This window comes from Binatus sp. (SeqCode), from assembly GCF_035272065.1.
Taxonomy (GTDB): Bacteria; Desulfobacterota; Binatia; order Binatales; family Binataceae; genus Binatus.
Genome location: NZ_DATEQZ010000032.1, coordinates 1 through 22,256, shown reverse-complemented (window position 1 = coordinate 22,256; position 22,256 = coordinate 1). Strand labels below are relative to the sequence as shown.

General features: G+C 59.0%; 18 protein-coding genes and 1 pseudogene. 11 read left to right on the top strand and 8 right to left on the bottom strand.

Features of this window, described 5'->3' with window-relative positions:
- Positions 1-27: 27 nt before the first annotated feature.
- Both VJX68_RS05125 and VJX68_RS05120 read left to right on the top strand, forming a co-directional pair.
- Entirely contained in the window at positions 28-1,599 is a 1,572-nt protein-coding gene (locus VJX68_RS05125; protein ID WP_324094585.1) for an AMP-binding protein, read from the top strand.
- Between the two features lie 59 nt (positions 1,600-1,658).
- The gene (locus tag VJX68_RS05120) at positions 1,659-2,441 is read left to right on the top strand and encodes a nitroreductase family protein (protein ID WP_324094584.1); all 783 of its coding nucleotides are present in this window, start codon (positions 1,659-1,661) and stop codon (positions 2,439-2,441) included.
- An 8-nt stretch (positions 2,442-2,449) separates the two neighbouring features.
- On the opposite strand, the gene VJX68_RS05115 is transcribed toward VJX68_RS05120, so the two are convergent.
- The 4 genes from VJX68_RS05115 to VJX68_RS05100 are packed head-to-tail and all read right to left on the bottom strand — an operon-like array spanning position 2,450 to position 6,553.
- Entirely contained in the window at positions 2,450-3,268 is an 819-nt protein-coding gene (locus tag VJX68_RS05115; protein WP_324094583.1) for an enoyl-CoA hydratase/isomerase family protein, read from the bottom strand.
- Positions 3,269-3,283: 15 nt separating this feature from the next.
- Positions 3,284-4,075 carry an SDR family NAD(P)-dependent oxidoreductase gene (locus VJX68_RS05110; protein WP_324094582.1) on the bottom strand — a complete coding sequence of 264 codons (792 nt, stop codon included), beginning with the start codon at positions 4,073-4,075 and terminating at the stop codon, positions 3,284-3,286.
- Positions 4,076-4,101: 26 nt separating this feature from the next.
- A complete protein-coding gene (locus VJX68_RS05105; protein WP_324094581.1) occupies positions 4,102-5,328 on the bottom strand; it encodes a CaiB/BaiF CoA transferase family protein in 1,227 nt (408 codons plus the stop codon).
- Between the two features lies 1 nt (position 5,329).
- A complete protein-coding gene (locus tag VJX68_RS05100) occupies positions 5,330-6,553 on the bottom strand; it encodes a CoA transferase (protein ID WP_324094580.1) in 1,224 nt (407 codons plus the stop codon).
- A 135-nt stretch (positions 6,554-6,688) separates the two neighbouring features.
- Here VJX68_RS05100 and VJX68_RS05095 point away from each other — a divergent pair, with 135 nt between their 5' ends.
- From VJX68_RS05095 to VJX68_RS05080, 4 genes are all read left to right on the top strand, one after another.
- Positions 6,689-7,111, top strand: a complete 423-nt coding sequence (locus tag VJX68_RS05095) for a Zn-ribbon domain-containing OB-fold protein (protein ID WP_324094579.1) — start codon at positions 6,689-6,691, stop codon at positions 7,109-7,111.
- Positions 7,108-8,259, top strand: coding sequence for a thiolase family protein (locus tag VJX68_RS05090; protein ID WP_324094578.1), 1,152 nt, complete (start codon positions 7,108-7,110; stop codon positions 8,257-8,259). Before VJX68_RS05095 ends, VJX68_RS05090 begins: the two co-directional genes overlap by 4 nt.
- A 376-nt stretch (positions 8,260-8,635) precedes the next feature.
- Entirely contained in the window at positions 8,636-9,649 is a 1,014-nt protein-coding gene (locus VJX68_RS05085) for a lipase/acyltransferase domain-containing protein (RefSeq protein ID WP_324094577.1), read from the top strand.
- 6 nt (positions 9,650-9,655) lie between these two features.
- Positions 9,656-10,186: a hypothetical protein gene (locus VJX68_RS05080; RefSeq protein ID WP_324094576.1), complete on the top strand. Its 531-nt coding sequence runs from the start codon at positions 9,656-9,658 to the stop codon at positions 10,184-10,186.
- 4 nt (positions 10,187-10,190) lie between these two features.
- Here the strand turns inward: VJX68_RS05080 and VJX68_RS05075 are convergent, their stop codons facing one another.
- On the bottom strand, positions 10,191-11,465 hold the full coding sequence (locus tag VJX68_RS05075; protein WP_324094575.1) for a cytochrome P450: 1,275 nt from the start codon (positions 11,463-11,465) through the stop codon (positions 10,191-10,193).
- A gap of 129 nt (positions 11,466-11,594) precedes the next feature.
- Here VJX68_RS05075 and VJX68_RS05070 point away from each other — a divergent pair, with 129 nt between their 5' ends.
- The 3 genes and pseudogenes from VJX68_RS05070 to VJX68_RS05065 all read left to right on the top strand — a co-directional run bounded on the left by VJX68_RS05070 (position 11,595) and on the right by VJX68_RS05065 (position 17,028).
- A complete protein-coding gene (locus VJX68_RS05070; RefSeq protein WP_324094574.1) occupies positions 11,595-13,568 on the top strand; it encodes an endo-1,4-beta-xylanase in 1,974 nt (657 codons plus the stop codon).
- A 127-nt stretch (positions 13,569-13,695) separates the two neighbouring features.
- Positions 13,696-13,818: pseudogene (locus tag VJX68_RS19290) on the top strand (zinc-ribbon domain-containing protein); the annotation flags it as partial.
- Between the two features lie 135 nt (positions 13,819-13,953).
- Entirely contained in the window at positions 13,954-17,028 is a 3,075-nt protein-coding gene (locus VJX68_RS05065; protein ID WP_324094573.1) for an ATP-binding protein, read from the top strand.
- A gap of 116 nt (positions 17,029-17,144) precedes the next feature.
- On the opposite strand, the gene VJX68_RS05060 is transcribed toward VJX68_RS05065, so the two are convergent.
- Both VJX68_RS05060 and VJX68_RS05055 read right to left on the bottom strand, forming a co-directional pair.
- Positions 17,145-18,896: a flavin-containing monooxygenase gene (locus tag VJX68_RS05060; RefSeq protein WP_324094572.1), complete on the bottom strand. Its 1,752-nt coding sequence runs from the start codon at positions 18,894-18,896 to the stop codon at positions 17,145-17,147.
- Positions 18,897-18,920: 24 nt separating this feature from the next.
- Positions 18,921-19,088 carry a hypothetical protein gene (locus tag VJX68_RS05055; RefSeq protein ID WP_324094571.1) on the bottom strand — a complete coding sequence of 56 codons (168 nt, stop codon included), beginning with the start codon at positions 19,086-19,088 and terminating at the stop codon, positions 18,921-18,923.
- Between the two features lie 201 nt (positions 19,089-19,289).
- On the opposite strand from VJX68_RS05055, the gene VJX68_RS05050 reads away from it, so the two are divergent.
- Together VJX68_RS05050 and VJX68_RS05045 are read left to right on the top strand one after the other, a co-directional pair.
- The gene (locus VJX68_RS05050; protein ID WP_324094570.1) at positions 19,290-20,168 is read left to right on the top strand and encodes a fumarylacetoacetate hydrolase family protein; all 879 of its coding nucleotides are present in this window, start codon (positions 19,290-19,292) and stop codon (positions 20,166-20,168) included.
- Positions 20,165-21,145 carry an MBL fold metallo-hydrolase gene (locus tag VJX68_RS05045; RefSeq protein ID WP_324094569.1) on the top strand — a complete coding sequence of 327 codons (981 nt, stop codon included), beginning with the start codon at positions 20,165-20,167 and terminating at the stop codon, positions 21,143-21,145. Before VJX68_RS05050 ends, VJX68_RS05045 begins: the two co-directional genes overlap by 4 nt.
- A 98-nt stretch (positions 21,146-21,243) precedes the next feature.
- On the opposite strand, the gene VJX68_RS05040 is transcribed toward VJX68_RS05045, so the two are convergent.
- Positions 21,244-22,256 (bottom strand): zinc-dependent alcohol dehydrogenase (locus VJX68_RS05040; RefSeq protein WP_324094568.1); only part of this gene is annotated, 1,013 nt, incomplete at its 5' end.

Genomic DNA, 22,256 nt, shown 5'->3' with positions numbered 1-22,256 from the left:
CGTGATTGATCGCGATGGAGGTCGCCGATGGCACGTGCACAGGGAGCGATTGAGCAGCTGATCAGACTGCGCGTGAAGCAGCATCCACACGATACCTGGCTCAAGTTTAAAGACCAGGAATTTTCGTGGGAGCAAGTGTTGAGTAACATTCATCGCGCCGCCAACGGCTTGCTTGCTCTCGGCATCGCGCCCGGCGACCGCGTCGCGATCATGATGGGCAATCGTCCCGAATTTTTGTGGATACACTTCGCGATCGGTTTTATCGGTGCGGTGAGTGTTCCCGTCAACACCTCGCAGCGCGGCGTGACATTGCATCACGTGCTCGCGGATTCCGACTCCGCGGCGGTGATCTTCGAAGAGCTGCTGCGCGATTCGGTGATGGCGGTAAGGGACTCGCTCCCGAGCCTGAAGGCTATGGTGGTAGCCGACGGCAAGACGAGCAAGGGAGTGAATGCGACTTTGGATGCCCTGATGGCCCATCCCGATCGGGAACCGAACGTCGATGTGGGTTCAGGCGCCGGCGGCGCAAACATGATGTACACCTCGGGCACCACCGGGCCTCCGAAAGGAGTCATCGCCAGCGGTGGGGATAGCACCGCGCTCGGTGCGGTGCTGGGCGCCCTCAAGCTGCATCCCGGCGAGACCATCTACACGGCGCTCCCGCTGTTTCACGGGAACGCGCTGATGATCTCGGGATTCGGCTCAATGCTTCTCGACACCAAATTCGCGATCGCCGAGCGCTTCAGCGCGTCGCGATTCTGGGACGAATGCCGCAAGTACCACGCCGTCGAGTTCAACACCCTGGGCGGCATGATTCCGATTCTGCTCAAGCAGCCACCGCGGGCCGACGATCGCAAGCACGAAGTACGTGTGGTGCTCTCGGCGGCATGTCCGCCGTCGGTGTGGAAGGAATTCGAGGATCGTTTCGGCGTAAAGATCATCGAAGTTTATGGGATGGTCGATTCGCCCGGGTTCCTTATGAACGACGTTGACCGCATCGGCTCGATGGGTAAGCCGGTCGGCGAGGTAGAGTTCCGCGTGGTTGACGACAACGACAATCCGCTCCCGGCGGGCAAGGTCGGCGAACTCGTCTTCCGTCATCCCAAGGGGCAGCTCAGCCACTATCACAAGCTGCCCGATGCGACTGCGGAGGCGTACCGCAATGGATGGTTTCATTCGGGTGATCTCGCCAGGACCGACGAGGACGGCTTCTACTATTTCTGCGGACGCAAGAAGGCGTCGATCCGGCGCCGCGGCGAGAACATCTCCGCCTGGGAGATCGAGACCGTGGTCAACCAGCATCCCGCCGTGTTGGAGTCGGCGGCCTATGCGGTGCCGTCGGAACTGGGGGAGGATGAAGTCAAAATCGCGGTCGTGCTGGCGCCCAATGCGAAACTTCGCCCCGAAGATCTTGTCGAGTTTTGCCGCGACCGGATGGCCTACTACGCGGTCCCGCGTTTCATCGAATTTATCGACGAGCTTCCAAAGACCGGCACTCACCGCATCCAGTATGCAGCCCTGAAAGCGCGGGGCGTGGCTGGGGCGTGGGATCGCGAGCAGGCGGGGATCAAGGTCGAACGAGCACGCACGTCGGCGTGAACCAGCCGCTATCGAGGCGGCGCAACGGCGGTATAACTTCCGCGACCCGAGGAGGGACAATGGAATTTCAGGAATTAATCGGCACGCGACGTTCAATTCGCTTCTTCGATCCCAAGCGACCGGTCGAACAAGACAAGATTCAGAAAATTCTGGAGGCTTGCCTGATCGCTTCATGCGCCGTCAATGCGCATTGGCTCCGCGCAATCGTCGTCAAGCGCGACGACATCCCGAAGGCCGAACTCGAGAAGCTGAAGAACCCGGTGCAGGCGGTCGTCATTGAACTCGCCCCGGTGCATATCTACTTCTATGCCGACCTCGGTGTCGTGAATCGGGTCAAGGGCGCCCGCCTCAGGCAGTTAGTCGACGCAAACATCGTCGCTTCGACCCATGGCTGGAGTATCAAGTTCGTCGATGAGGTCGTGTATCCGATGATCCTGAAGCCGATGACCGAATCGCCGCACTATCCGACCATGGCCGCTTTCGATTGCGGCGTTGCGGCTTGCCAGAGTCTGCTGATGGCGTTCGAACAAGGGCTCGGTGCGTGTCTTACCGCGTTCGCCGCACCGATCATCGGCGCGATCACCAAGCCGCCCGCAGATTGGTTCCCGCTCTACCAGCTCAACATCGGCTACTCGCTGGAGTCCCGCGAAGCTGGTGGGCAGCGGCCGCGGCCTCCGTTCGAGGAGCAGTACTTCCTGGGCAAGTACGGAAATCCGTTCCCGCGTGATCCTAAAGTCGTCGAGGAGTTGAAAAAATCCAAGATGCTGCAAGCGCCGGCGCCGCTTCCGGGGCGCAAGGAGGAACTCCGTCGCCTCGCAAAGCAGCTGAATCTGCCGGAGTGATCGCGGGGTTACGAACGATCGCTGAAAATGCGCGCGTAGGTCTTTTGTGTAGCCGCCGCCTGTTCCTGCGCTTTTCTGCGCTCCTCCGGCGTTGCCATCTCGGCGATCATCTTGCGCTCAAGGGCGATAGCGTCTTTCAGCGGTAGTTCTACACCGCGATTGACCAACTGTTTTGCGGCTTTGAGTGCATAGGCAGCCCGCTCGACATAAACGCCCGCCATCTTCTCGCACTCGTTGATCAACTCCGCTGCCGGAGCGACGCGATTAACCAGCCCCACTCGAAACGCTTCTTGCGCGGTCCACGGAAGTCCGCTGAAAATCATCTCTTTGGCAACGCCGGCGCCGACCAGGCGCGGAAGCCGTTGCGTTCCGCCGCCGGCAGGCAGAGCGCCAAACCGAATTTCCGGGAGGCCGATAGTAGCAGTATCTGAAATGACCCTGACGTCGCACGCCAGCGCGATTTCGCACCCGCCACCCATCGCGGCGCCGTTGATCGCGGCGATAACCGGCACGCGCGATTCTTCGAGCGCGCTGAAGAGATCGCGCTGCGGTGTCACAAAGTCTCCGCTGCCTCGACGCTCGGTGCCGCTCGCCGCACGCTCGCGAGCGCGCTCAGCGAAGTCCCGCAGATCGGCGCCGCCACAGAAGTGTTTGCCGGCGCCGGTGAGAATGACAACGCGGTACTCGGGGTCCGCTTCCACTTCCGCCATCGCACTGACCACTTCTCGCATGAGCTGGAAGCTGATCGTGTTCGCGCGATCGGGACGATTCAGCCTAAGGTATCCGATTCCTTCCTTGCGCTCGAGGATTATCGTTTCGTATTTCATGCCGCTCTCCCTCGACTACATCGCAAACGAATAACCGCCGTTGACCGGAATAGTTTGTCCGGTGATCCAGCTCGACGCATCGGAACTCAGAAACAGGATCATATTGGCCGCATCCTCCGGCTCGCCAAGGCGCTTAATCTGGTAAACCTTCAGCATTCGCTTCACCGCTTCGGGATCTGAAGTGGCGCGCTCGATGGCCGGCGTGCGCGTCGCACCGAGTGCGACACAGTTGGCGGTGATTCCCGCGCGGCCGAGGTCCTTCGCAACCGCTCGCATGAAACCGGCGGCGCCAGCTTTGGCTCCCGAGTAGATCTCCAGATTGGGCTCGCCCACCCGACCCGCATCGGAGATCACGGTCACGATCTTGCCATACTTGTTCGCGATCATCGCGGGTCCCGCCACCCGCACGCAGTTCAGCACACCGAAAAGATTGGTGCCGAGGAACGGCTCCCAGTCTTTAGGCTCCTGCTCCCAGAACGGTTTGCGCGCGACAGCGCTCGGATCGGCGCCAGCGTTGCCCGCGTTGTTCACCAGGATATCGACTTTGCCGAACGCTGCTCGCGCTTTTTCAAACATCGCGGTGACCGAATCAAAACTGGTCACGTCGCACTGCGCCGCGAGCGCTTTGACGCCCAGCTTTTCCACCTCGCCGGCAACGGCCTGCGCGCGCTCGAGGCGAAAATCGTTGACGACCACGCCGCCCGCGTTGTTCTCCGCGAAGCGAAGCGCGACCGCGCGTCCTACGCCTTGTCCTGCGCCTGTAACCAGTCCGACGCGTCTCTTGAGATCGAGGATGTTACCGCTCAAGTTTTTTCCTCCAAATAATCTGCGTCCTAGGCGAGCAGTCCCGCCTCGTCCAATTGTGCGATCTCCGTTTCCGACATTCCTAAAACGGTCGCTAGCACTTCCTTTGTATGCTCTCCGATTCGCGGCCCCCGCCGAGTCGCAGGTAGGCTGGTGCGATCCAGTGAGAACCGCGGCCCTTCGATTTCCGCTTCGCCGAAAACCGGATCGTTGATCTTGTTGAGGTATCCCGATTCGATAATATCGACGTCGCGCACGAGGTTGCCACTCCCGCTCACGACATGAGCCGGCACTCCCGCGGCCTGAAGGCGATGCTCGATCGCCTCCACCCCCTGTTCATGGGTCCAGCCAGCGATCGCCTTGTCCAACTCGGCACGATTGCGCAGCCGGCCGATGATCGTGTCGAACTTCGCATCACGCAGTTCCCCGCCGATCACAGTGCGAAGTGCGTCCCAATGAGTTGGCGCCGAAGCATCGATCGCGATCCATCGATCTTCCCCGCTGCACCCATATACGCCCTGCGGAATTTGCAGGGGCGATCCTGCGACTCCGCAGCGTTCCGGAATCGTGGCGTTCGCGGCGTATTCGTAATATGCGGGCATCATGAACTGAATTCCCGCCTCAGCTTGCGCGACGTCGATATAGCTTCCCAGCCCGGTGAGTGATCGGCGGTGGAGCGCCGCGAGGATGCTCGCGACGATAAACCTCGGCGTCACCGCGTCGGTCCATGGCCCAAAGGGCCCTGTGGGCTCGCGATCGGGCCATCCGATCTGATATGTCGCGCCCGACATCGCGGCGCCCATCGTGCCGACCCCGCTGGTGCCCTTCGCATACGGTCCCGTCTGTCCGAGCAAGCTCGTGGACGCCATGATGATCTGGTCGTTGCGCCGCTTCAGATCCGAATACCCTAGTTGAAGCGTTTCCAGCACGCCGGGTGTGAAGCTTTCGAGTACAACATCCGCCCATCGAGTGAGTCGGAGTACAATCTCGCGCCCCTCGGGACGGCGGATATCGATCGCCACGCATCGTTTACCCGCGTTGAGGTTGTGATAACTGATCGAGCGTTCAGGGCCCATCTTCCCGTCCTTGAATGGACCGAGCGTGCGAACCGGGTCGATGCGTTTCGAACTCTCGACCTTGATCACATCCGCGCCCATATCGGCCAGGTAGCGCCCGCTGGCCGGCCCGACCATCACCCAGCTCAAATCGAGCACATGAACGCCCTCAAGCGGTGCTGCCCGCGGCGGTGCCGACATCCTAGATTTCTCCTGCGACGAACAGCGCCTGGATTTCAGTTTTGGAAAGCCCGAGCTCAGCTTCAAAGATCTCCGCCGAGTGTTCAGACAATTTCGGCGCGGGCCGTTTGATCTCGATTGAGTAGTTCGAGAATTGTGCAAATCGCGCGGGCGCGTCGATTTCGCGGCCCGCCTCGAGACTCACTGATGCAAAGAGCCCACGCTCGCGGTACTGCGCATACTCGGCAACGTCCTTCATGTTCATTACAGGCGACGAAAGCAGACCGAGTCGCCGCGACGCCTCCGCCAGCTCAGCCTTCGTCTTCGATCGCGCCAGCGACTTGAGCCCGTCGACCAGCGCATGCAAATCCGATGGCGACGTTTTTCGCGCCGACAGGTCGCCGATGAACGACGGCCAGCTTATCTCGGCGATTCGCTGACCCATGTGGCCCTCTTGCGTCGCCCACTTCGCGAGCCTCTGGGTCATCTGTCCAAACACCGGGCCGAAACCTATCGTGATCAACACGAACCCGTCCGCGCATTCGTACACGCTCGGCACTTGCACACCTGCTACGATCATCGCGCCTTGCGTCCGCTTGGCCTCCGGATTGCCCGAGCCTGGAACAAGGGCCTGGCCGAATGAGCCCATCATCGCGGCAATCCTGGCCGACACTTCCGCGCGCTGCCCCAGTCCGTCGCGGTCGCGCGCGATGAGTCCTGCGAGCGCCGCGATAGCGGCATCGGCGCCGGCTTCCATCATTGCCTGTGGCACCGGAAAAAAGAGCGGAGGGCGATCGAGATCTCCGGTCATCGTCGGCGCGCCGCTTGCGGCCATCACCGTAAGATCCGTCGCAGCATATTCGCTCTTCGGGCCGGTGCGCACGAACGGAGTGATCGTGCATCGAATCACGCTCGGTGCAAACTCGATCGAGTCGAGCGGCGATGCTCGCCCAGCACCGGCCGCTTCGATCACGACATCAAATTTTGTCGCGAGGGCTCGCGTCAGCGCCTTTCCGTCGGGCGACGAAACGTCAAGCGTGACACCGCGTTTGTTGTAATTGAGCCCCTGCCAGGTGAGGCTGCGCTCGATTCCGGGAATGCCGTCGAGGAACGGAGCAAGCCGCCGCCCCGGAGATCCCGCAGGCGGCTCGACGACGACGACATCCGCACCGAGATCCGCGAGCATCCGACCCGCGAGCATTGTCTCCGGCGCAGAGATTTCCAGCACGCGAACGTCATCGAGCATGCGCGTGGCTCCCGCTATCACTCGTTGCGCGATGCGTAGGGCTCGTCATCGGGCCGAAACATACTACTTGCCGACCCGCTTGCAAAATTGACGCGAGCGAAAGTTTAGTCCTATCGTCTCCAGCGGGAGGCCATCATGCCCAACCGCACAGCCGTTCATCCCGAACTCTACTCGCCAGACTACGCCGACAATCCTTCTCTAAGCGGGGGCAAATGCCGCGCGTGCGGTTATGCGTTCTTTCCCCCGCAGCGCTATGGATGCGAATCATGCGGTGCGCCGCCCGAAAAGCTCGAGGCAGTGCAATTGGCCGGACGCGGCACGCTTCATTCTTACGCAACCGTTCATCTGCATATGGGCAAGGACATCGAGGCTCCGTTCACGATCGGCCTGATCGTCCTCGATGACGGCCCTGCGATTCGATCCACGCTTACTAACCGCACCGACGCGGGCCTCGCCATCGGCGATCGCATGAAGAGCGTGCTCGTTGCGGCCGGTACCGATCAGGAGGGCAATGAGATGGTCGAGCTGCGCTTCGCCAGGGCAGAGGCAAGCAAATGAAAAAGAAGCTTCGTGATATGCGTCCAGTCTATGTGGTCGGCATCGGCCTTCATCGATATCAACGGCTCAGCGAAACTCCATACGTGACGCTCGGCCTTACCGCGGTACGGGAGGCTCTTGCCGATGCTGCCCTTGAATGGCGATCGGTCGAGTCGGCCTACACCGGTACAGCTCTGATCGGAATGGCGGCCTCGCGACCGATGCTGCGTCATCTCGGCGCGACCGGAATTCCGATGGCCCAGGTTGAGAACGCATCCGCTTCGGGCTCGACCGCATTTCGCCAGGCGTGCATCGATGTAGCCAGCGGCCTGACCGATGTTTCACTTGCGTTGGGCGTGGACAAGCCGGGCCCCGTCGCGATGGCGCCGGGAAAGACCCGAATGCGAGATCTGGTCGGCTCGCGCGTGGTGCCCTTCACCCACTTCGCGCTGCTCACGCAGGAGTACATGACTCGGTACGGTGTGAGCGCGCAACAGATTGCGCAGGTCGCCGTCAAGAACAATCGCAATGGCGCGAACAACCCTTACGCACAGCGCCAAAAGGCTGTAACGCTTGAAGAAGTGATGGCCGGGCCGGCGATATCCGGGTCGCTGACGCGCCTTCAATGCTGCCCCGTCGGCGAAGGCGCAGCCGCGGTGATCGTCGCCTCCGACGATGCGATCGGGCAACTCGGAATCGATCGCAATCGCGCGGTTAGAGTCATCGCGTCGGTAACGAGAACCGAGCAGGTATACCGCGGAGCGAAGAATTTTGACGCCGAGTTGACGCGCGAAACGGTCCAGCAGGCGTTTGACGAAGCCGGCATAGGGCCTGGCGACCTGGATCTGATGGAACTCCATGATGCATTCACGATTGAAGAACTGCTGTACGTGGAGGCGATGGGGCTGTGCGCGCCGGGCAAGGCCGCGGGCGCGATCGCGGCGGGCGAGTTCGATATCGGCGGCCGTTGCGCGGTAAGCGCGTCAGGCGGACTGCTCGCAATGGGCCATCCGATCGGACCGACGGGAGCCGGGCAGATCGCCGAGATCACGCGCCAGTTGCGAGGCGAAGCCGGCGTACGACAACAGCCGAACGCGAAGACAGGGCTCGCTCACATGGTCGGCGTTGGCGCCGTTTGCGTCGCTCATGTCCTCCGGAAGGGCGCGTGAACGATGCTGTCGAATCCGCATTCTGACTGTTCTCCGGAACTTCACCCACGATGATATCTCGTTGCAATCGACTACCGCCTAACTCTTCCAGCAGCGTCTTGGCGTCCTTCAGGTCGGGGGTGTCGAAGCCCTCGGTGAACCAGCCGTAGATTTCGGCGGCGGGCCACCCCCAAAACTCTGGACGCTTCGTGCTTTTGGATTTTCTGATAGCCACAGGTAAGGCCACCTTCCCATTAGTGTCTCTGCTTTCACTTGGCCAATTCGAAAAGTCGCAGCGACTGCCCGACTTATTGCACAATGGTATGCAAGTGGATTAGAAGATAATGCAAGCGGTTGAGCGTTACGAGAGTTCTAGGATGTCTGCCACGAGACCGGTATGGCTAGACCCGACACCGTAATTGTCCTTGTTCCTGGCGGAATGGGAACGAGCCTGGATTTGGGCTCACTTGAGGTCTGGAATTCGTCGACCTCCGCGCTGTGGATGGTTCTGGACCCGGCCCTTCTCCTTCCCTGGTTGCCGTTGACACCGGTCTCTTTGGTGCCTGTATACGGTGACTTCTTGGCGTTCCTCGGTTCTCAGGGATACAGCCAGGCAAATGACAACCTTTATCCTTTTGCTTACGATTGGCGACAGGGGTTGCTATACTGCTCGACAGCACTCGCTGACTTCGTCAAAACCCGAGTCGAACCGAATCTCGCGGGAAGAAAAATTCTCTTCCTTGCGCATAGCTACGGCTGCATGGTGACCCGCTGGGCGATACTACTTCCATTGGCTGCGCCCCTCATCAACAATGCCCTGATTCGAGGAATAGTAGCTGCAGGTCCGCCAATGCTGGGTATCCCCTCGGCCTTCCAGAATCTGGTCGCGGCTCCTGATCTAGGTAGCCTTTTTTATGCCGTGTTTCAAATGACACGGTTCTTATTCCCAGCTCTAGCCGAAGAAGTTCAAGTCTCAATCAATCGGGCCCTTGTAGCGGTTACTGCTCAACTTGAGTGCATACCGACCTATCCGATCCTTAGCGGAGGTAGCTATACAGGACCACAGCCCTACAGCGCCTTCAACTGGAGTGGACTGCCACCTGAATTGCAGACGTTGATCAATGCCGTACAACAAGACTTGACAGCAATTACCACGGCGCCTTGGACCGGAGTGGTCATGACAGTGTTTTTGTCAGACACCACACCTACCGATACGGGCTACATTCTCGATCCGAATGATCAACTACTGCTTCGGTTGCCACCCGGGCCCGGCGATGGGACCGTCCCATATCAGAGTGCCCAGGCATTCTCCTCCGCGTCTGCAAACGTCGTGAATCTTACCTATCCTCACATGACGCTTTTTGACGATCCTGTTGGCCGAAATTTTTTAATTAATAATGGCGTCATATAGATAGATATGAGTAACGACGAAACCAATGTGGAAAGAATGAGGCGCGCACTAGAAAATCAGGTTCGCGAGAGGCTTGAGAAGCGGATCAGCACACGGATCCAATGCGATCCTCCGGTGGCGAAAGTTAGCGATACAATTGTCGTGCGAGCGGACATGATGGCCCCGCCGACGATCGCGGCTCAATTTAAGCCTGTGGTGCGATGCGTCGAGGTGGAGGGATTTGGAAAGCGAATGCTGAAAAGAAGGGGGGTCCGGACAGGAGACAAGGTTTCCTTCGAGGCCAGGTTCCGCGGTAAGGAGTTGGGGATCGGCTCGTTTCGCCTGCCGGTTTATGCTTTTCAGGAAGCAACCGATCCAATCGGCTACGGCAGCATACAGCTATTCACAAGGAAGGAGGTGGTCGCAGCCAGACGCGAGGTAACTCGAGCGCTCCTAGGCCGCTCGCACGAGATCACAACTGTGAAGGCTTCGAGGCGTAAGAAGCCTGGACGTATCGAGGCGAAACCATCGCACCGTCGAGTTCCATATAGGAAGTAAAGCGTCATTCGGCAGCGATACGCAGTGAAGTCAATCCCCGTGATAGTAGGGCACTCTCATATTGAGGTTGCCGCCCAGGTTGTGCGAGTCGAAAGGTCTTGAACCGTTGCGCAATCGCGGCGACTACAATCACACCTAGAGAGCGGGCGATGTTTACCCCGAGGCAGCTGTGAATTCCATCTCCGAACGCAACATGGTCATTCGGATGTCTGCCAATATCGAATCGTTCTGGCTCCGTGAAATGAACGGGATCGTGATTCGCGGCGCCGACCAACGCTAGCGTAATCGCGCCGGCCGGTATAACAGTCCCTCCAACATTTGCTTCGCGGCGACAGTATCGCAACACCGCTTGCACGGGACTGTCATAACGCAGGCTCTCTTCGACCGCAGAGGTAACAAGCTGTGGATTTGATCGAAGACGAGCGTATTCGTTTTCGTGCTGCGCAAATGCGAGCAGACCGTTGGAGACTAGGTTGGCGGCAGTCTCGCTCGCAAACAGCGTCAATACGCACGTCGAGACCATCTCCTCCAGGTTCTCTTCCGAGGAGTCGCGGGCCTGCGAGACCATTGCACTTATGAGGCCGTCAGTGGATCGCTCTTGTTTTCGGGCAATGGCTTGGCTGAAGTAGGCACGCAGAGCCGTGATTGCGTCACAAAGCGGCGCGTTCTGCGGTGGCTTTAGCGCTTCGAAAGGATCGTGCCCATTTGCCCCCAGTCTAGCATCGCTGACAAGAGCCGATACCATTTCAATGTAACTGCGTGTCGCCGCGAAGATCTCGTCAGACCACGACCTGAGCGGCAGCTCATCTTCAGAGGGAATGCCGAGTAGTTGCGCGACAACCTCGGACTGAAGCGGAGTGGCCAAGTCACGAACCGCATCGAACTCCGAGACGCGCTCAATCTTCTGGAGCAGCCGCTCAACAGTCGCGCTAATCGCATGTATGAGGCGCACGTGCGGACTCCTTTTCACATCATAGTAGCTTCCAATGGCTCTTCTGAGTCTGGTGTGCTCGGGTGGATCTGAATGAAGCATCGGGCGGATTCCGGCAAACGGGTCAAAGTTGGCTAGGATGAGCTGGTCGGGCACGACACTCGAAAATGTTTTGTAATCGCGCAATATTTCAGTGACATCGAGGTAGCGTGCGGCGACTACGCAAGGCAGTGCCCGATTCAGCCTTACCGGTGGTCGATCGAGGAGCTGCGGATAGTAGGAATAGGGTTCATTGCGGAAGGACTGGTCAAACGGATTTAGCAACTCTGCCGGTAGTCTATCTGACATTTTCCGCTCTCATTAGATCTAAAGGTTGACGCTCAGACTATAATTGCTACCTGCGGGCGGCGGTTACTGTGAATACGAAGCCTCGTAAGATATACTTCGCCCACCGGTGGAACCGCAATCGGTGAATCGATGAAAGCGCTCCTACTATCAACTCCGAAGTTGAGACTTGTCTGGTGGCTCAGCGCCGCCACCTGCATTCTGATCTCCGCAGGCTACTTTTTGATCTATCAACTGGTGCTGCTTGGCCTTGGGGTGTGGGTGATGCACTTCGAGTATCGCACCATAGAACTCGTAGCTTTCGATGATCACGACAGGCAACTGGGGAGCGCTGAATTCTTCCGCTCGTGGCTACCGACCTTGATCGTGAGAGATCGAGACGGTTCGCCCGTTCTGGGGATGCAGTACGGTCTCGGCGCACCAAAAGTCGCAGTTGCGAGCGTCGGGCCTGTGACTCTGGAAATGTTATGGAACATTCCCGGCTTCGGCCGCGTGCTGGTTGCAGCAGACAATCAAGGCCGAGGCTACGAACCGCCCCGGCATGGTCGACTCAGGATCGAACTCTTACCAGAGTTTGCTCGGTCACGCGTGGCGCGCGTCCGCTTGTGGGTTGCGCAGCACAATGGAGGGTTAATGGCGAGCGCCGAAGCTCGTCGCAATATTGATACCGCGACCGAGCTGTTAAACTCAGTGCAAGTTTCCCCAGATTCCGGTGAGCGTTCGCGATTGGCACTCGAGGCTCTCCGCCTCGCGATGTGGGCCGGCGAAAGCGAAGTGCTTGCCGAAGCACGCGATACAATTCGCAGAAGCCGCCGCGGCAGTCTGCGTTTGATCGTAAGAGATAATCGCGGCAACCCGCTTCCGCACCTCAAGGTCCATTTCAATCAGACTCAATTCGACTTTTTATTCGGCGCGTATAGCGATGGCTACGACGCACAAACAATTGAGCTAATGAGGTCCCTTGGTCTCAACTACGCAATGCTACTGATGACGTGGGACCGGACTGAGCCGAACCCTGGCGAGTTCTCGCTCGACTACTTTGACCGTTTGTTCGAACCGGCAGCGCTCAGAATTAAAGGATTCACGCTCTGCGAGCATGGAATGGTTTGGTTCAAAGACGGAGAAGTGCCTGCGTATCTAGCCGAATCAAAAGGAAACACTGATGCTGTAGTCGCCGCTGTCAACCATCACGTACCTAGGTTGCTCTCGCATTATGGTGAGCAGATTCAAATCTGGGAATCGCTCAACGAGGGGCATCCTCAGTGGTCGCGGTGGGATCTGAATGACCAGGGAATCCTTCGCGTCGCGAAGGCATCCGCGGATAGTATCCGCAAACAAGCGCCTCGCGCTCCAATCATGGTGGATGTTGCACTTCCGCTGGGTGAAGACGTGGCGCTCAAAGACTATCCATTGATGGGTGCGATTAGCCGAGGCCGAGTTGGCGACCGAACCGCTGAGGGCTTCCGCCATCTGAAGCGCCTTTCGGCAGCCGGCGTCCCCTTCGATGTAATTGCACTCCAATTTTTCGAGGGTGCTTGGGTTGATATCGCAGGGGGTCTGCAAGTTCCGGCGATCGACGTGTTTCGGCTCGCCTGCGAGTTGGACAGGTTCAAGCGGTTTGGCAAACCGCTCCAACTTGCCGAGATCGCGGTCGGCTCGTCGCACAGGAATTCATGGATGGCTAGTATGTGGCACGCGCCGGCCAATCAGGTGACGCAGGCTGACTATCTTGAGGACGTTTTCACACTGGCGTACGGCGACCTCCAGGTAGAAGGCATTAACTGGTGGGGGTTCAACGACACCTACCGTTTCGTGATCGATGGCGGATTGTACGATCCCGCGGGGCGCCCAAAGTTGGCCGCTGTGCGGCTGCAGAAGTTACTCGAAGGATGGCGCAGCAGCGGTGACGGAGTGACCGGTTCCGATGGCGCCGTGGATTTTGAAGGTGCACCTGGACAGTATTTCGTATCGCTGGTTTCGGGCGGCTGCGAGGTTGGTGCCCAGGCGCACATTGCACAGGGTACCGCAACGACCGTTACAGTTGTTCCGGTCGAGGTGCGACGTTCGACACCCGACACGCACAGAAGCACGCTCCATTGCATGTAACGCGCGTCGAAACTACGCCTCTCCGGCTACCTCTCACATAAACCGAACTTCTCGAAAGGCATTTCCCTTCGGCAGGTATTGTCGTAGATCTATCTGACTGGGGACTTCGAGACTCGAAGCGGGCCAAATGCAGTGCTCAAATTGTGGAACGGAAACTCCGAGTGATGCGCGATTTTGCATCGAGTGCGGCGCTCCCGTAGGCCGACGATGCACGAACTGTGGTTTGTCGAACCCGTCTCACGCAAAATTCTGTGGTGGTTGCGCGACACGCTTGGGGCTGTCGGTGGACGCCGTAACAGCTTCAGAGGGCTCGCGTACTGCCCTTGTTGAGACCCGCTCTTCAACCGCCAATGAATCGCTCCGTGACACGGGCGAACTTCGGCACATGACGGTTGTATTCGTCGACCTCGCCGACTCGACTAAGATTTCGCAACAGCTGGATCCCGAAACATGGCGTGACATCATAGCTCGCTACCAACACTTGGCTGCGGCTGCCGTCACCCGGTTCGAGGGTCGCGTAGCTCAATACCTTGGCGACGGTCTGATTGTGTACTTCGGTTTCCCCGAGGCTCACGACGACGATGCGGAGCGCGCCGTACGCTCAGGTCTTCTTATTGTTGATGAAATCCGCGGCCTGAATGAAGCACTTGAGGCGGAGGGTCTGCCGCAACTAGGCGTCCGAGTCGGTATCCACACCGGAGCAGCTATAGTTTCCGAGGGCGCAGCAAACGAAGCTTCTATTTATGGTGATACTCCAAACATTGCTGCTCGCGTACAAGCTGAGGCTGTGCGCAATTCAGTATTTGTCACGTCAGCCGTGCACCGGCTGGTTTCAGGGATGTTCCTAGTCGAGGATTGCGGGAAGCGCGCGCTCAAAGGTATCACAGAGCCGCTGCAGCTGTTTCACGTCATGCGCCCGAGCGGCATGCGTTCGCGACTTGATGCCGCGGCAGCCGCTCATGCGCTGACCCCGTTCGTAGGACGTCAAGATGAGTTCCAGATTCTGCACAGTCGATGGACCAAGGCGCGGAATGGCGAAGGACAAGTAATATTCATAGTGGGTGAAGCTGGTATCGGAAAATCCCGCCTTGTTCACGAATTCCGTGACCAGATCGCGGGAATGCCACACACCTGGATCGAATGCGCGGGTTCGCCTTTATTCCAGAACGCACCTCTTCATCCGGTGAGCGAATTGCTGCAGCAAGCGCTTGCGTTAAGGCCGGACGCGGCGTCCGAGGAGCGATTACGTGAATTGGAGAACAGACTGCGGGCCGTTGGACTAGACCTGGGCGAAGCGATTCCCCTGATTAGCCCTCTGATGAACTTGCCAACGCCCGAGAGCTATCCAAAATCGCTCGGCACACCGGAAGAGCAGCATCGCCGGCTACTCGGTATCCTGGTGAAATGGCTATGCGCGTCGGCGCAAATTCAGCCGCTCGTATTAGTGGTGGAGGATCTGCAGTGGGTCGATCCTTCTACTCTCTTGCTCCAGGAGCTACTCGCTGAACAAGGTGCCACGGCTCCGATGATCCTGCTATTTACTTCAAGGCCCGATTTTCGCCTGCAGTGGCCGTCGCGCGCGCATCATGCGCAGCTCGTGCTGAATCGCCTCAGCCCAGGTCAGGTGATTGAATTGATAGGCGGGAAAGCGGCCGGAAGTGTAATTGGGCGCGATGTGGTCGATGCCGTCGTGAAACGCGCCGGCGGCGTGCCGCTATTCGCCGAGGAGTTGGCGCAGCTGGTTCTGGATAGTGACCACAAGACGATCGCGCACGAGATACCTGCAACCCTCCACGACTCCCTGATGGCACGCCTGGATCATCTCGGTTCTGCCCGAGAACTGGTCAAGGTGGGCGCGGCCATTGGAAGTGAATTCAGTTACGAGCTGCTCCGGGCTGTGACCAGGATGTCTCAGCTGGAGATGCAGTCCGCACTGAAAAGAGCGACCGATGCCGAACTTCTGTACGTGCGAGGGATCGCGCCGGATTCCAGTTACATGTTCAAGCATGCATTGGTGCGCGATGTGGCATATGGAACTCTGCTCAAAAGCAAGCGCCGAGAGCTCCATCATGCGATTGCGCATGCTCTCACCGCTCGATCTCCTGAGGCGTCATCGCAGCCCGAGCTGATCGCGCATCATCTAACCGAAGCGGGCGAATTCGACTCGGCGATTACCGAATGGAGTCGTGCGGGGGGTCGAGCTGTTGCGCGCGGGGCCCTCAAGGAGGCGGAGAATCATTTCAGTCGCGCTTTGGAACTACTCGACAAGCTTGGTGATGTACCGGAATTGGCGCGTCGCAAATTGAATGTGAACCTGTCTCTTGCACAGGTAATGCAGTCGACGCACGGTTTCGCCACGCCGGCAATCGATCCGATTTACGCTCGAGCGCGCTCTCTCGCGACGCAGTTCGGGAGACCTGCGGAACTTGTTTACACGCTGGTTGGCATTTGGTCTGCCAACCTGAGCCGCCGCGAGTTGCGCGCCGCGCAGGAAATGGCCGAGCAGGCTCTTGCCGCTGCTGAATGCGAGGGCGAGTCGAACCTGCTTGTCTGGGGTCATTATGCGGTCGGAACTACGTGTTATCAGCGCGGCAATTTGGCTCTTGCTTACGACCATCTCAAACGGGCGCGGGCCTTATACAAACAGGACGAATATCAATCAACTCCATATGATCCCGGCGTATCGACACTTGCGTATTTGAGCCGCACCGCATGGCACCTCGGATTGCCCGACACCGCGCGTGTCGATGCCGCCGACTCGTTGCGCCTGGCCGAGCGTCACAACAAGCCAGCCTCAAAAGCGCTTGCTCTATCCGTGCTTGCCGGTCTGCATATTTCTCTTTGCGAGCCACAACGCGCAGAGGAATTTGCTGCTCAACTGGCGGATCTGGCCGCCAGCCAGCGCATGCCCTTCTTTCAAGCCGACGCTGAGATTCTGCGGGGCGCAGCAATCGCGGACCAAGGGCGTCTTCAAGAGGGCATCGAGTTGATGCGAGGTGGACTCGCGCAACAGGCCGCCGAAAGGCATCTTGCGGGCCTGAGCTATTACACATGTTTTCTCAGCCGGGCCCTACTTGCCCAAGATCGTTTCGATGAAGCCGCGACCGCTATCGAGCAGGCTCTCGCAGCCCTTCCGGAGCAGGAACTCGACCATGTGCATCTGATACGTTTGCGCGGCGAGATTCTCGTCCGCAGTGCGGAGCTTCTGGGAAAAAGCGGAAACGAGTGTCCCGAGGCGGCAGAACGTGACTTCGAGGAGGCACTCAGGATCGCACGCGGCATGGGTGCAAAGGTTGAGGAACTGTTGGCCGCCACGAGCCTGGCCCGCCTGCTCGCCTCTCGAGGAAAACGAGAAGATGCGTACCACCTGTTAGCGCCGATGTGTTCGAGTTTCGAGGAGGGTCTCGACGCAAAAGTACTGCAGACGGCCAAATCGTTTCTATCTACAATTGAAACGTAGCCGGTTGTGCCTCCCGAACACATTATCCGGCATGACGCGCTGATGGGCGTGATGATGGTCGCGGCATCCGGCGGGAAAGCCCAGCGGAGCAGTTAAGATACAGCGCTCCGCTACAGCTACTTCCCGGTGAAGGCGAAGTGCTCGTCCATTCGCTTCTGCACCTCACTTAGGTGGTTACAGTACTGGAAGAAGCCGCCGTTATAGTTGCCGTCCTGCCGGCGCTGGAACTCACCCTCGAAGTTGTAGTAGCCCGGCGTGCATTCCTGGTTACGACTGGTCTTGCCGCGATGTTCGATAACTTCCTGCACCCACCATTCCTCCGCCTCCCGGGTCGCATCGATGGATTGAAAGCCATGACGGCGGGCGTAGTCGATGCACGCAGCGATGTGATCGCCCTGGGCCTGTAGCATGTCGGTTAAATTGAACTGGAATGAAGCCTGATAGCCGCCCATGATGAAGAGATTCGGGTAGCCCTGCGAGTGGATTCCAAGCAGGGTGCGGATGCCTGCGCGGTACTTGTCATTGAGCTCGAGGCCATTCTCTCCCTTGATCTGGTTGTAGATGCCGGTCTTCTGCACTTCGAAGCCGGTGGCGTAGATGAGGACGTCGAGCTCGTACTGCCTACCCTCGAACACCGGACCTTTTTCGTTGATCTCCGTGATGCCCTTGCCTTTCGTATCAACCAGGTGAACGTTGGGCCGGTTGAAAGTCGGCAGATAATCGTTGTGGAAGCACGGCCGCTTGCACAAGAGCATGTACCACGGCTTGAGTGCCTCGGCGGTCGCCTTGTCCTTGACGATCGCATCGATGCGCTGATGAATCTTCATCATGGCCTCGATGTTCGCGTTCTCCTGCCGGCGGATTTTCTCCTCGGGAGACATCGCAGCCTGCTTCGCTCTCTGCGCCTCGGTCATCAGCGGCTGCATACGCGCGCGAGCGCGCCGCTCAGCCTGCCATCCATGGCGTAGCTTTCTCGCCCAGTTGGGATCGGTCGGCCAATCGTCGCGGACGTCAATTGAAGATGGCGTGCGTTGGAACACGTATAGCTCTTTGGCTGCCGCGCCCAAGCCCGGTATGGCCTGTACCGCTGTCGCCCCGGTCCCGATGATACCCACGACCTTGTCTTCGAGTCCCGAAAGATCCGGCTTGGTGTAAGCGTAGTCCCAGCGCGAGGTGTGAAAAGAATGTCCCTTGAACGTTTCGAGGCCTTTGATCTTCGCCAGCTTGGGTTTGGAGAGAGTGCCGTTAGCGCAGATGACGAAGCGCGCCTTCATCTTGTCGCCGCGGTCCGTAGTGAGGTTCCACATCTGTTCTGCGGGATCCCAAACGGTGGAAGTGACGGTGGTCTGAAAGGTGGCGAGCTCGTAGAGGTTGTATTTTCTGGCGATGGCTTGGCAGTGCGCGAAGATCTCGGGGCCCTTGGCGTAGTGATCCTTGGGCACGTAGTCGAGCTCGTCGAGCAGAGGCAGATAGTCATAGGCGACGACGTCGCACGCCACGCCGGGGTACCGGTTCCAGTACCATGTGCCGCCGACGTCAGCTCCGCGCTCGACGATGCGAATGCTCTCGACGCCATGCTCCCGCAGCCGCGCGGAGGTCAGAAGCGCTGAGAATCCTCCGCCGATAAACAGGACTTCGACGGTGTCGTTGATGGGCTCGCGAGACGCGACCTCGCCGGCGTACGGATCAACTTCGTATTTCGCCAGCTCGCCCGTCAAATCGGACGTGTACTGCGCGGTCCCATCCGGGCGGTAGTTCAGCCTGAGGTCGCGTTCCTCAGCGTACTTCCGCTTGATGCTATCGTAGAACTCTTGCGGCCGCGTGGGTCTCGCGGCCATTCCAATGGGCTTTTCCAGCGGCTCCGACATTTCGATTGTCTCCGTGCGTAATGGTCATTGCGTTGCTTTGATCCAGCAGTGGTCAATGCCGATGGACCGGTCAGATTCGCAGCTTGCCACGAGATCGGCGAGATTTTCCAGTGCGCTGCGGCCTTCTGCGGGAACGGCGTATCGATAGCTTTCTAGCGGCCCAAGCCAGACGCTCCGCTCGATGAAATCCATTTTTCAATTTCTTCGGAAGCTCATAGTATGCCCCGTAACGGCGAAGAGTCTGAAGCGAGGCGGAATCATGCGTCTGGTGACGTTTGCAAACAAAAGCGGAGAAGAGAGGCTTGGCGCCTTGTTCGATGGCGACTCGCGAGTAGCTGACCTTGCTGAGGCGCATCGGATGAGAACTGGGACGATTGCGCCGCGTTGTCCTCGATGCAGGCGGTAATCGAAGGCGGTCCGCCGGCACTCGATATTGCGCGTGCCGCGCTCGAGCACGCGCGTTCCTTAGGCGATGGAGCGCTGGCATTTGGCGATGTTCGCCTGAAGGCGCCGTTGCCGCGGCCGGTTCAGATGCGGGATTTTTTGTGCTTCGAGGAGCATCTGAAAAACAGCTTCGCGCGGGCGATCGATGTGGCCGCTGCAGGAGCGGCAGATCCCGCCAAGGCGCGCGCCCAATTGGAAGCCTCGGGCCGTTTCACGATTCCTCCCGTCTGGTACGAAATTCCCATCTATTACAAATGCAATCGGATGTCGGTGATCGGGCCAGACGCAGATGTAATCTGGCCCCGCTACGCCTATGCGCTCGACTATGAATTGGAATTGGCCGCAGTGATTGGCAAGCGCGGCATTGACATCCCACGCGAGCACGCACGAGAGCACATCTTTGGGTATACCATTTTCAACGACGTGAGCGCCCGCGACTACCAGATGCGGGAAATGGCGGGTTCGCTCGGTCCGGCGAAAGGGAAGGACTTTGACACCGGTAACATCCTTGGTCCATGCATCGTGACGGCCGATGAGGTCGAGCCTTACAGCCTGACGATGACCGCCGGCGTCAACGGCGAGCAACTGTCCCGCGGTTCGTCGTCGACCATGCACCATCGATTCGAGGACTGCATCGCACACGTCAGCCAGAGCGAAACGCTTTATCCCGGCGAGGTGCTATGTTCCGGGACGGTTGGCGGCGGCTGCGGGCTCGAGCATGGGCGCCTGTTAGCGCCGGGTGACACGGTCGAGCTGGAAATCGAAAAGATCGGCGTCCTTCGCAACCGAATTGTAAAACGAGGCGGGCCAGCAGGAGAAAAGTCGTGAGCAAATGGCAATTCACCAAAGGTCTGCATGACCTTGGACGTGGCGCGTATGCATACCTCCAGCCGTCAGGCACCTGGGGCTACAGCAACGCCGGGTCGATTACCGACGGAGATCAATCACTGTTGGTCGATACGCTTTTCGACGAACGGCTGACCGCCGAGATGTTTGGCGTGATGCAGGATGCGACCGGCTTTGGCGCCGATCGCATTGGCGTGGTGGTGAACACACATTCGAACGGCGATCACACCTTTGGCAACCGGCTTGCGAAAAATGCGGTGATTATCGCGTCGGAAGCGGCGGCGCACGAGATGCGCGAAGAAGGCAATCCGCAGATGCTCGCCGAGCTGATGAAAAACACGGCCGCGATGGGAGAGGTCGGAGCGTTTTTCAAGAAAATCTTTGGAGCGTTCGATTTCGCCGGGGTGACATTCAGGCTGCCTGACCGGACCTTTGCCGGAGAGGAAGTGCTCAACGTCGGTGACAAGCAGGTAAAGCTCATCCAGGTGGGGCCGGCGCACACAGCGGGCGACGTGATCGCCTTTGTCCCTGCGAATCGAGTCGTCTACACGGGCGATATTCTGTTCATAAACGGGACTCCGATCGCATGGGCGGGTCCGGTGAGCAACTGGATCAAAGCCTGTGATCGAATTCTGGGGCTGGAGGTGGACGTGGTTGTCCCCGGCCATGGCCCGATCACCGACAAGGCCGGCGTCAAGCGGATGCAGGATTATCTGGTCTATGTCGACCGTGAAGCACGCAAACGTCACGCCGCGGGGATGAATTCATGGGAGGCCGCGCAGAATATCGCTCTCGGTTCATTCGGTGACTGGGAAGATGCGGAGCGGCTTGCCGTTACGGTGGATACGATTTTTCGCGAGATAAATGACGATCGCTCACCGCGCAACATCATGGAGCTGTTCGGCCGAATGGCACAGTTGCAGCGCCGGTATGCGCGTGCGATCGGAAGCGCCAACTAGGCAACCGTTGTCTCTGTTGAAATTTCCATCTGAACCGGAGTTCGAACGGGTGCTAATTGATGCGGGCGGCACCAAGGCCGCCGTCGCATCGACAGTGGCTAGGGCTTGAGCGCGATATGGATCGCGTCTTCGCCGGGGACGTTTCCGGCAAGCATATTGATCGCGCGTTCCGCCTGCTCGAGCGGCAACGTGTGGGTGTGCATCTTTTCTAGCGGGTAGCGCCCCGACTCGATTATCCGAATCGCGGGAGCGTAGCCGCGAAAGTCGACTCCCAGAGCGCCTTGCACCCGGATCTCCTTGAAGATGATCTTGTCGCTCGCGAGTTCTTTGACCGGCTTGGTCTTTACTCCGGCCAGAATCACCGTGCCGCCGCGTTTCACCATGTCGATCGCCTGACCCACGGTGCTGGTTGAGTATGCGGCCACGTCCACAATCACGTCCGCGCCCTTGCCACCGGTGATTTCGCGCACCGCGTGCACCGGGTCCTGCTCGTCGACGTTGATGGTGTGGGTGGCGCCGAACTCGGATGCGAGCGCGAGCTTACGCTTGTCCCGCGCGAGTCCGGTCACAATGATCTTTCCGGCACCCGCCTCCTTGCAGGCAATCACGCTGGCGAGTCCGCGCTGCCCCGGTCCCAGGATCACTACCGTGTCACCGATATTGGTACCGGGCATCTGCACGGCCCAGCGGATTCCCGCGCCGAGCGGATTGAACATCACCGCCAGCTCCGCAGGTATTGATTTGGAGACCTTGTGCAGTACCGTGTGCGGGTCGAGGTACATGTACTGAGCATAGCCGCCCCACAGCGCTGGCTTCACATCAATCGGCGTGTACCCATATGCGGACATTCGGCCCTTGCCCGTGCAGAGCCGATACGCTCCCGATAAGCACTGCATGCAGTACCCGCACGGCAGAAGCACTTCGACCGCAACGCGGTCACCTTCGGCGACACCCCAGCGCTTCGCCGCGATCGCGCCAATCTTTTCGATGATGCCCAGCGGTTCGTGCCCGGGGATTACCGGTGACGAGATTGCGATGCCGCCTTCGTATTGCTCGTAGTCACTGCCGCAGATTCCGCAAACTTCGAGCTTCAGGAGAGCGTCGTCAGCGC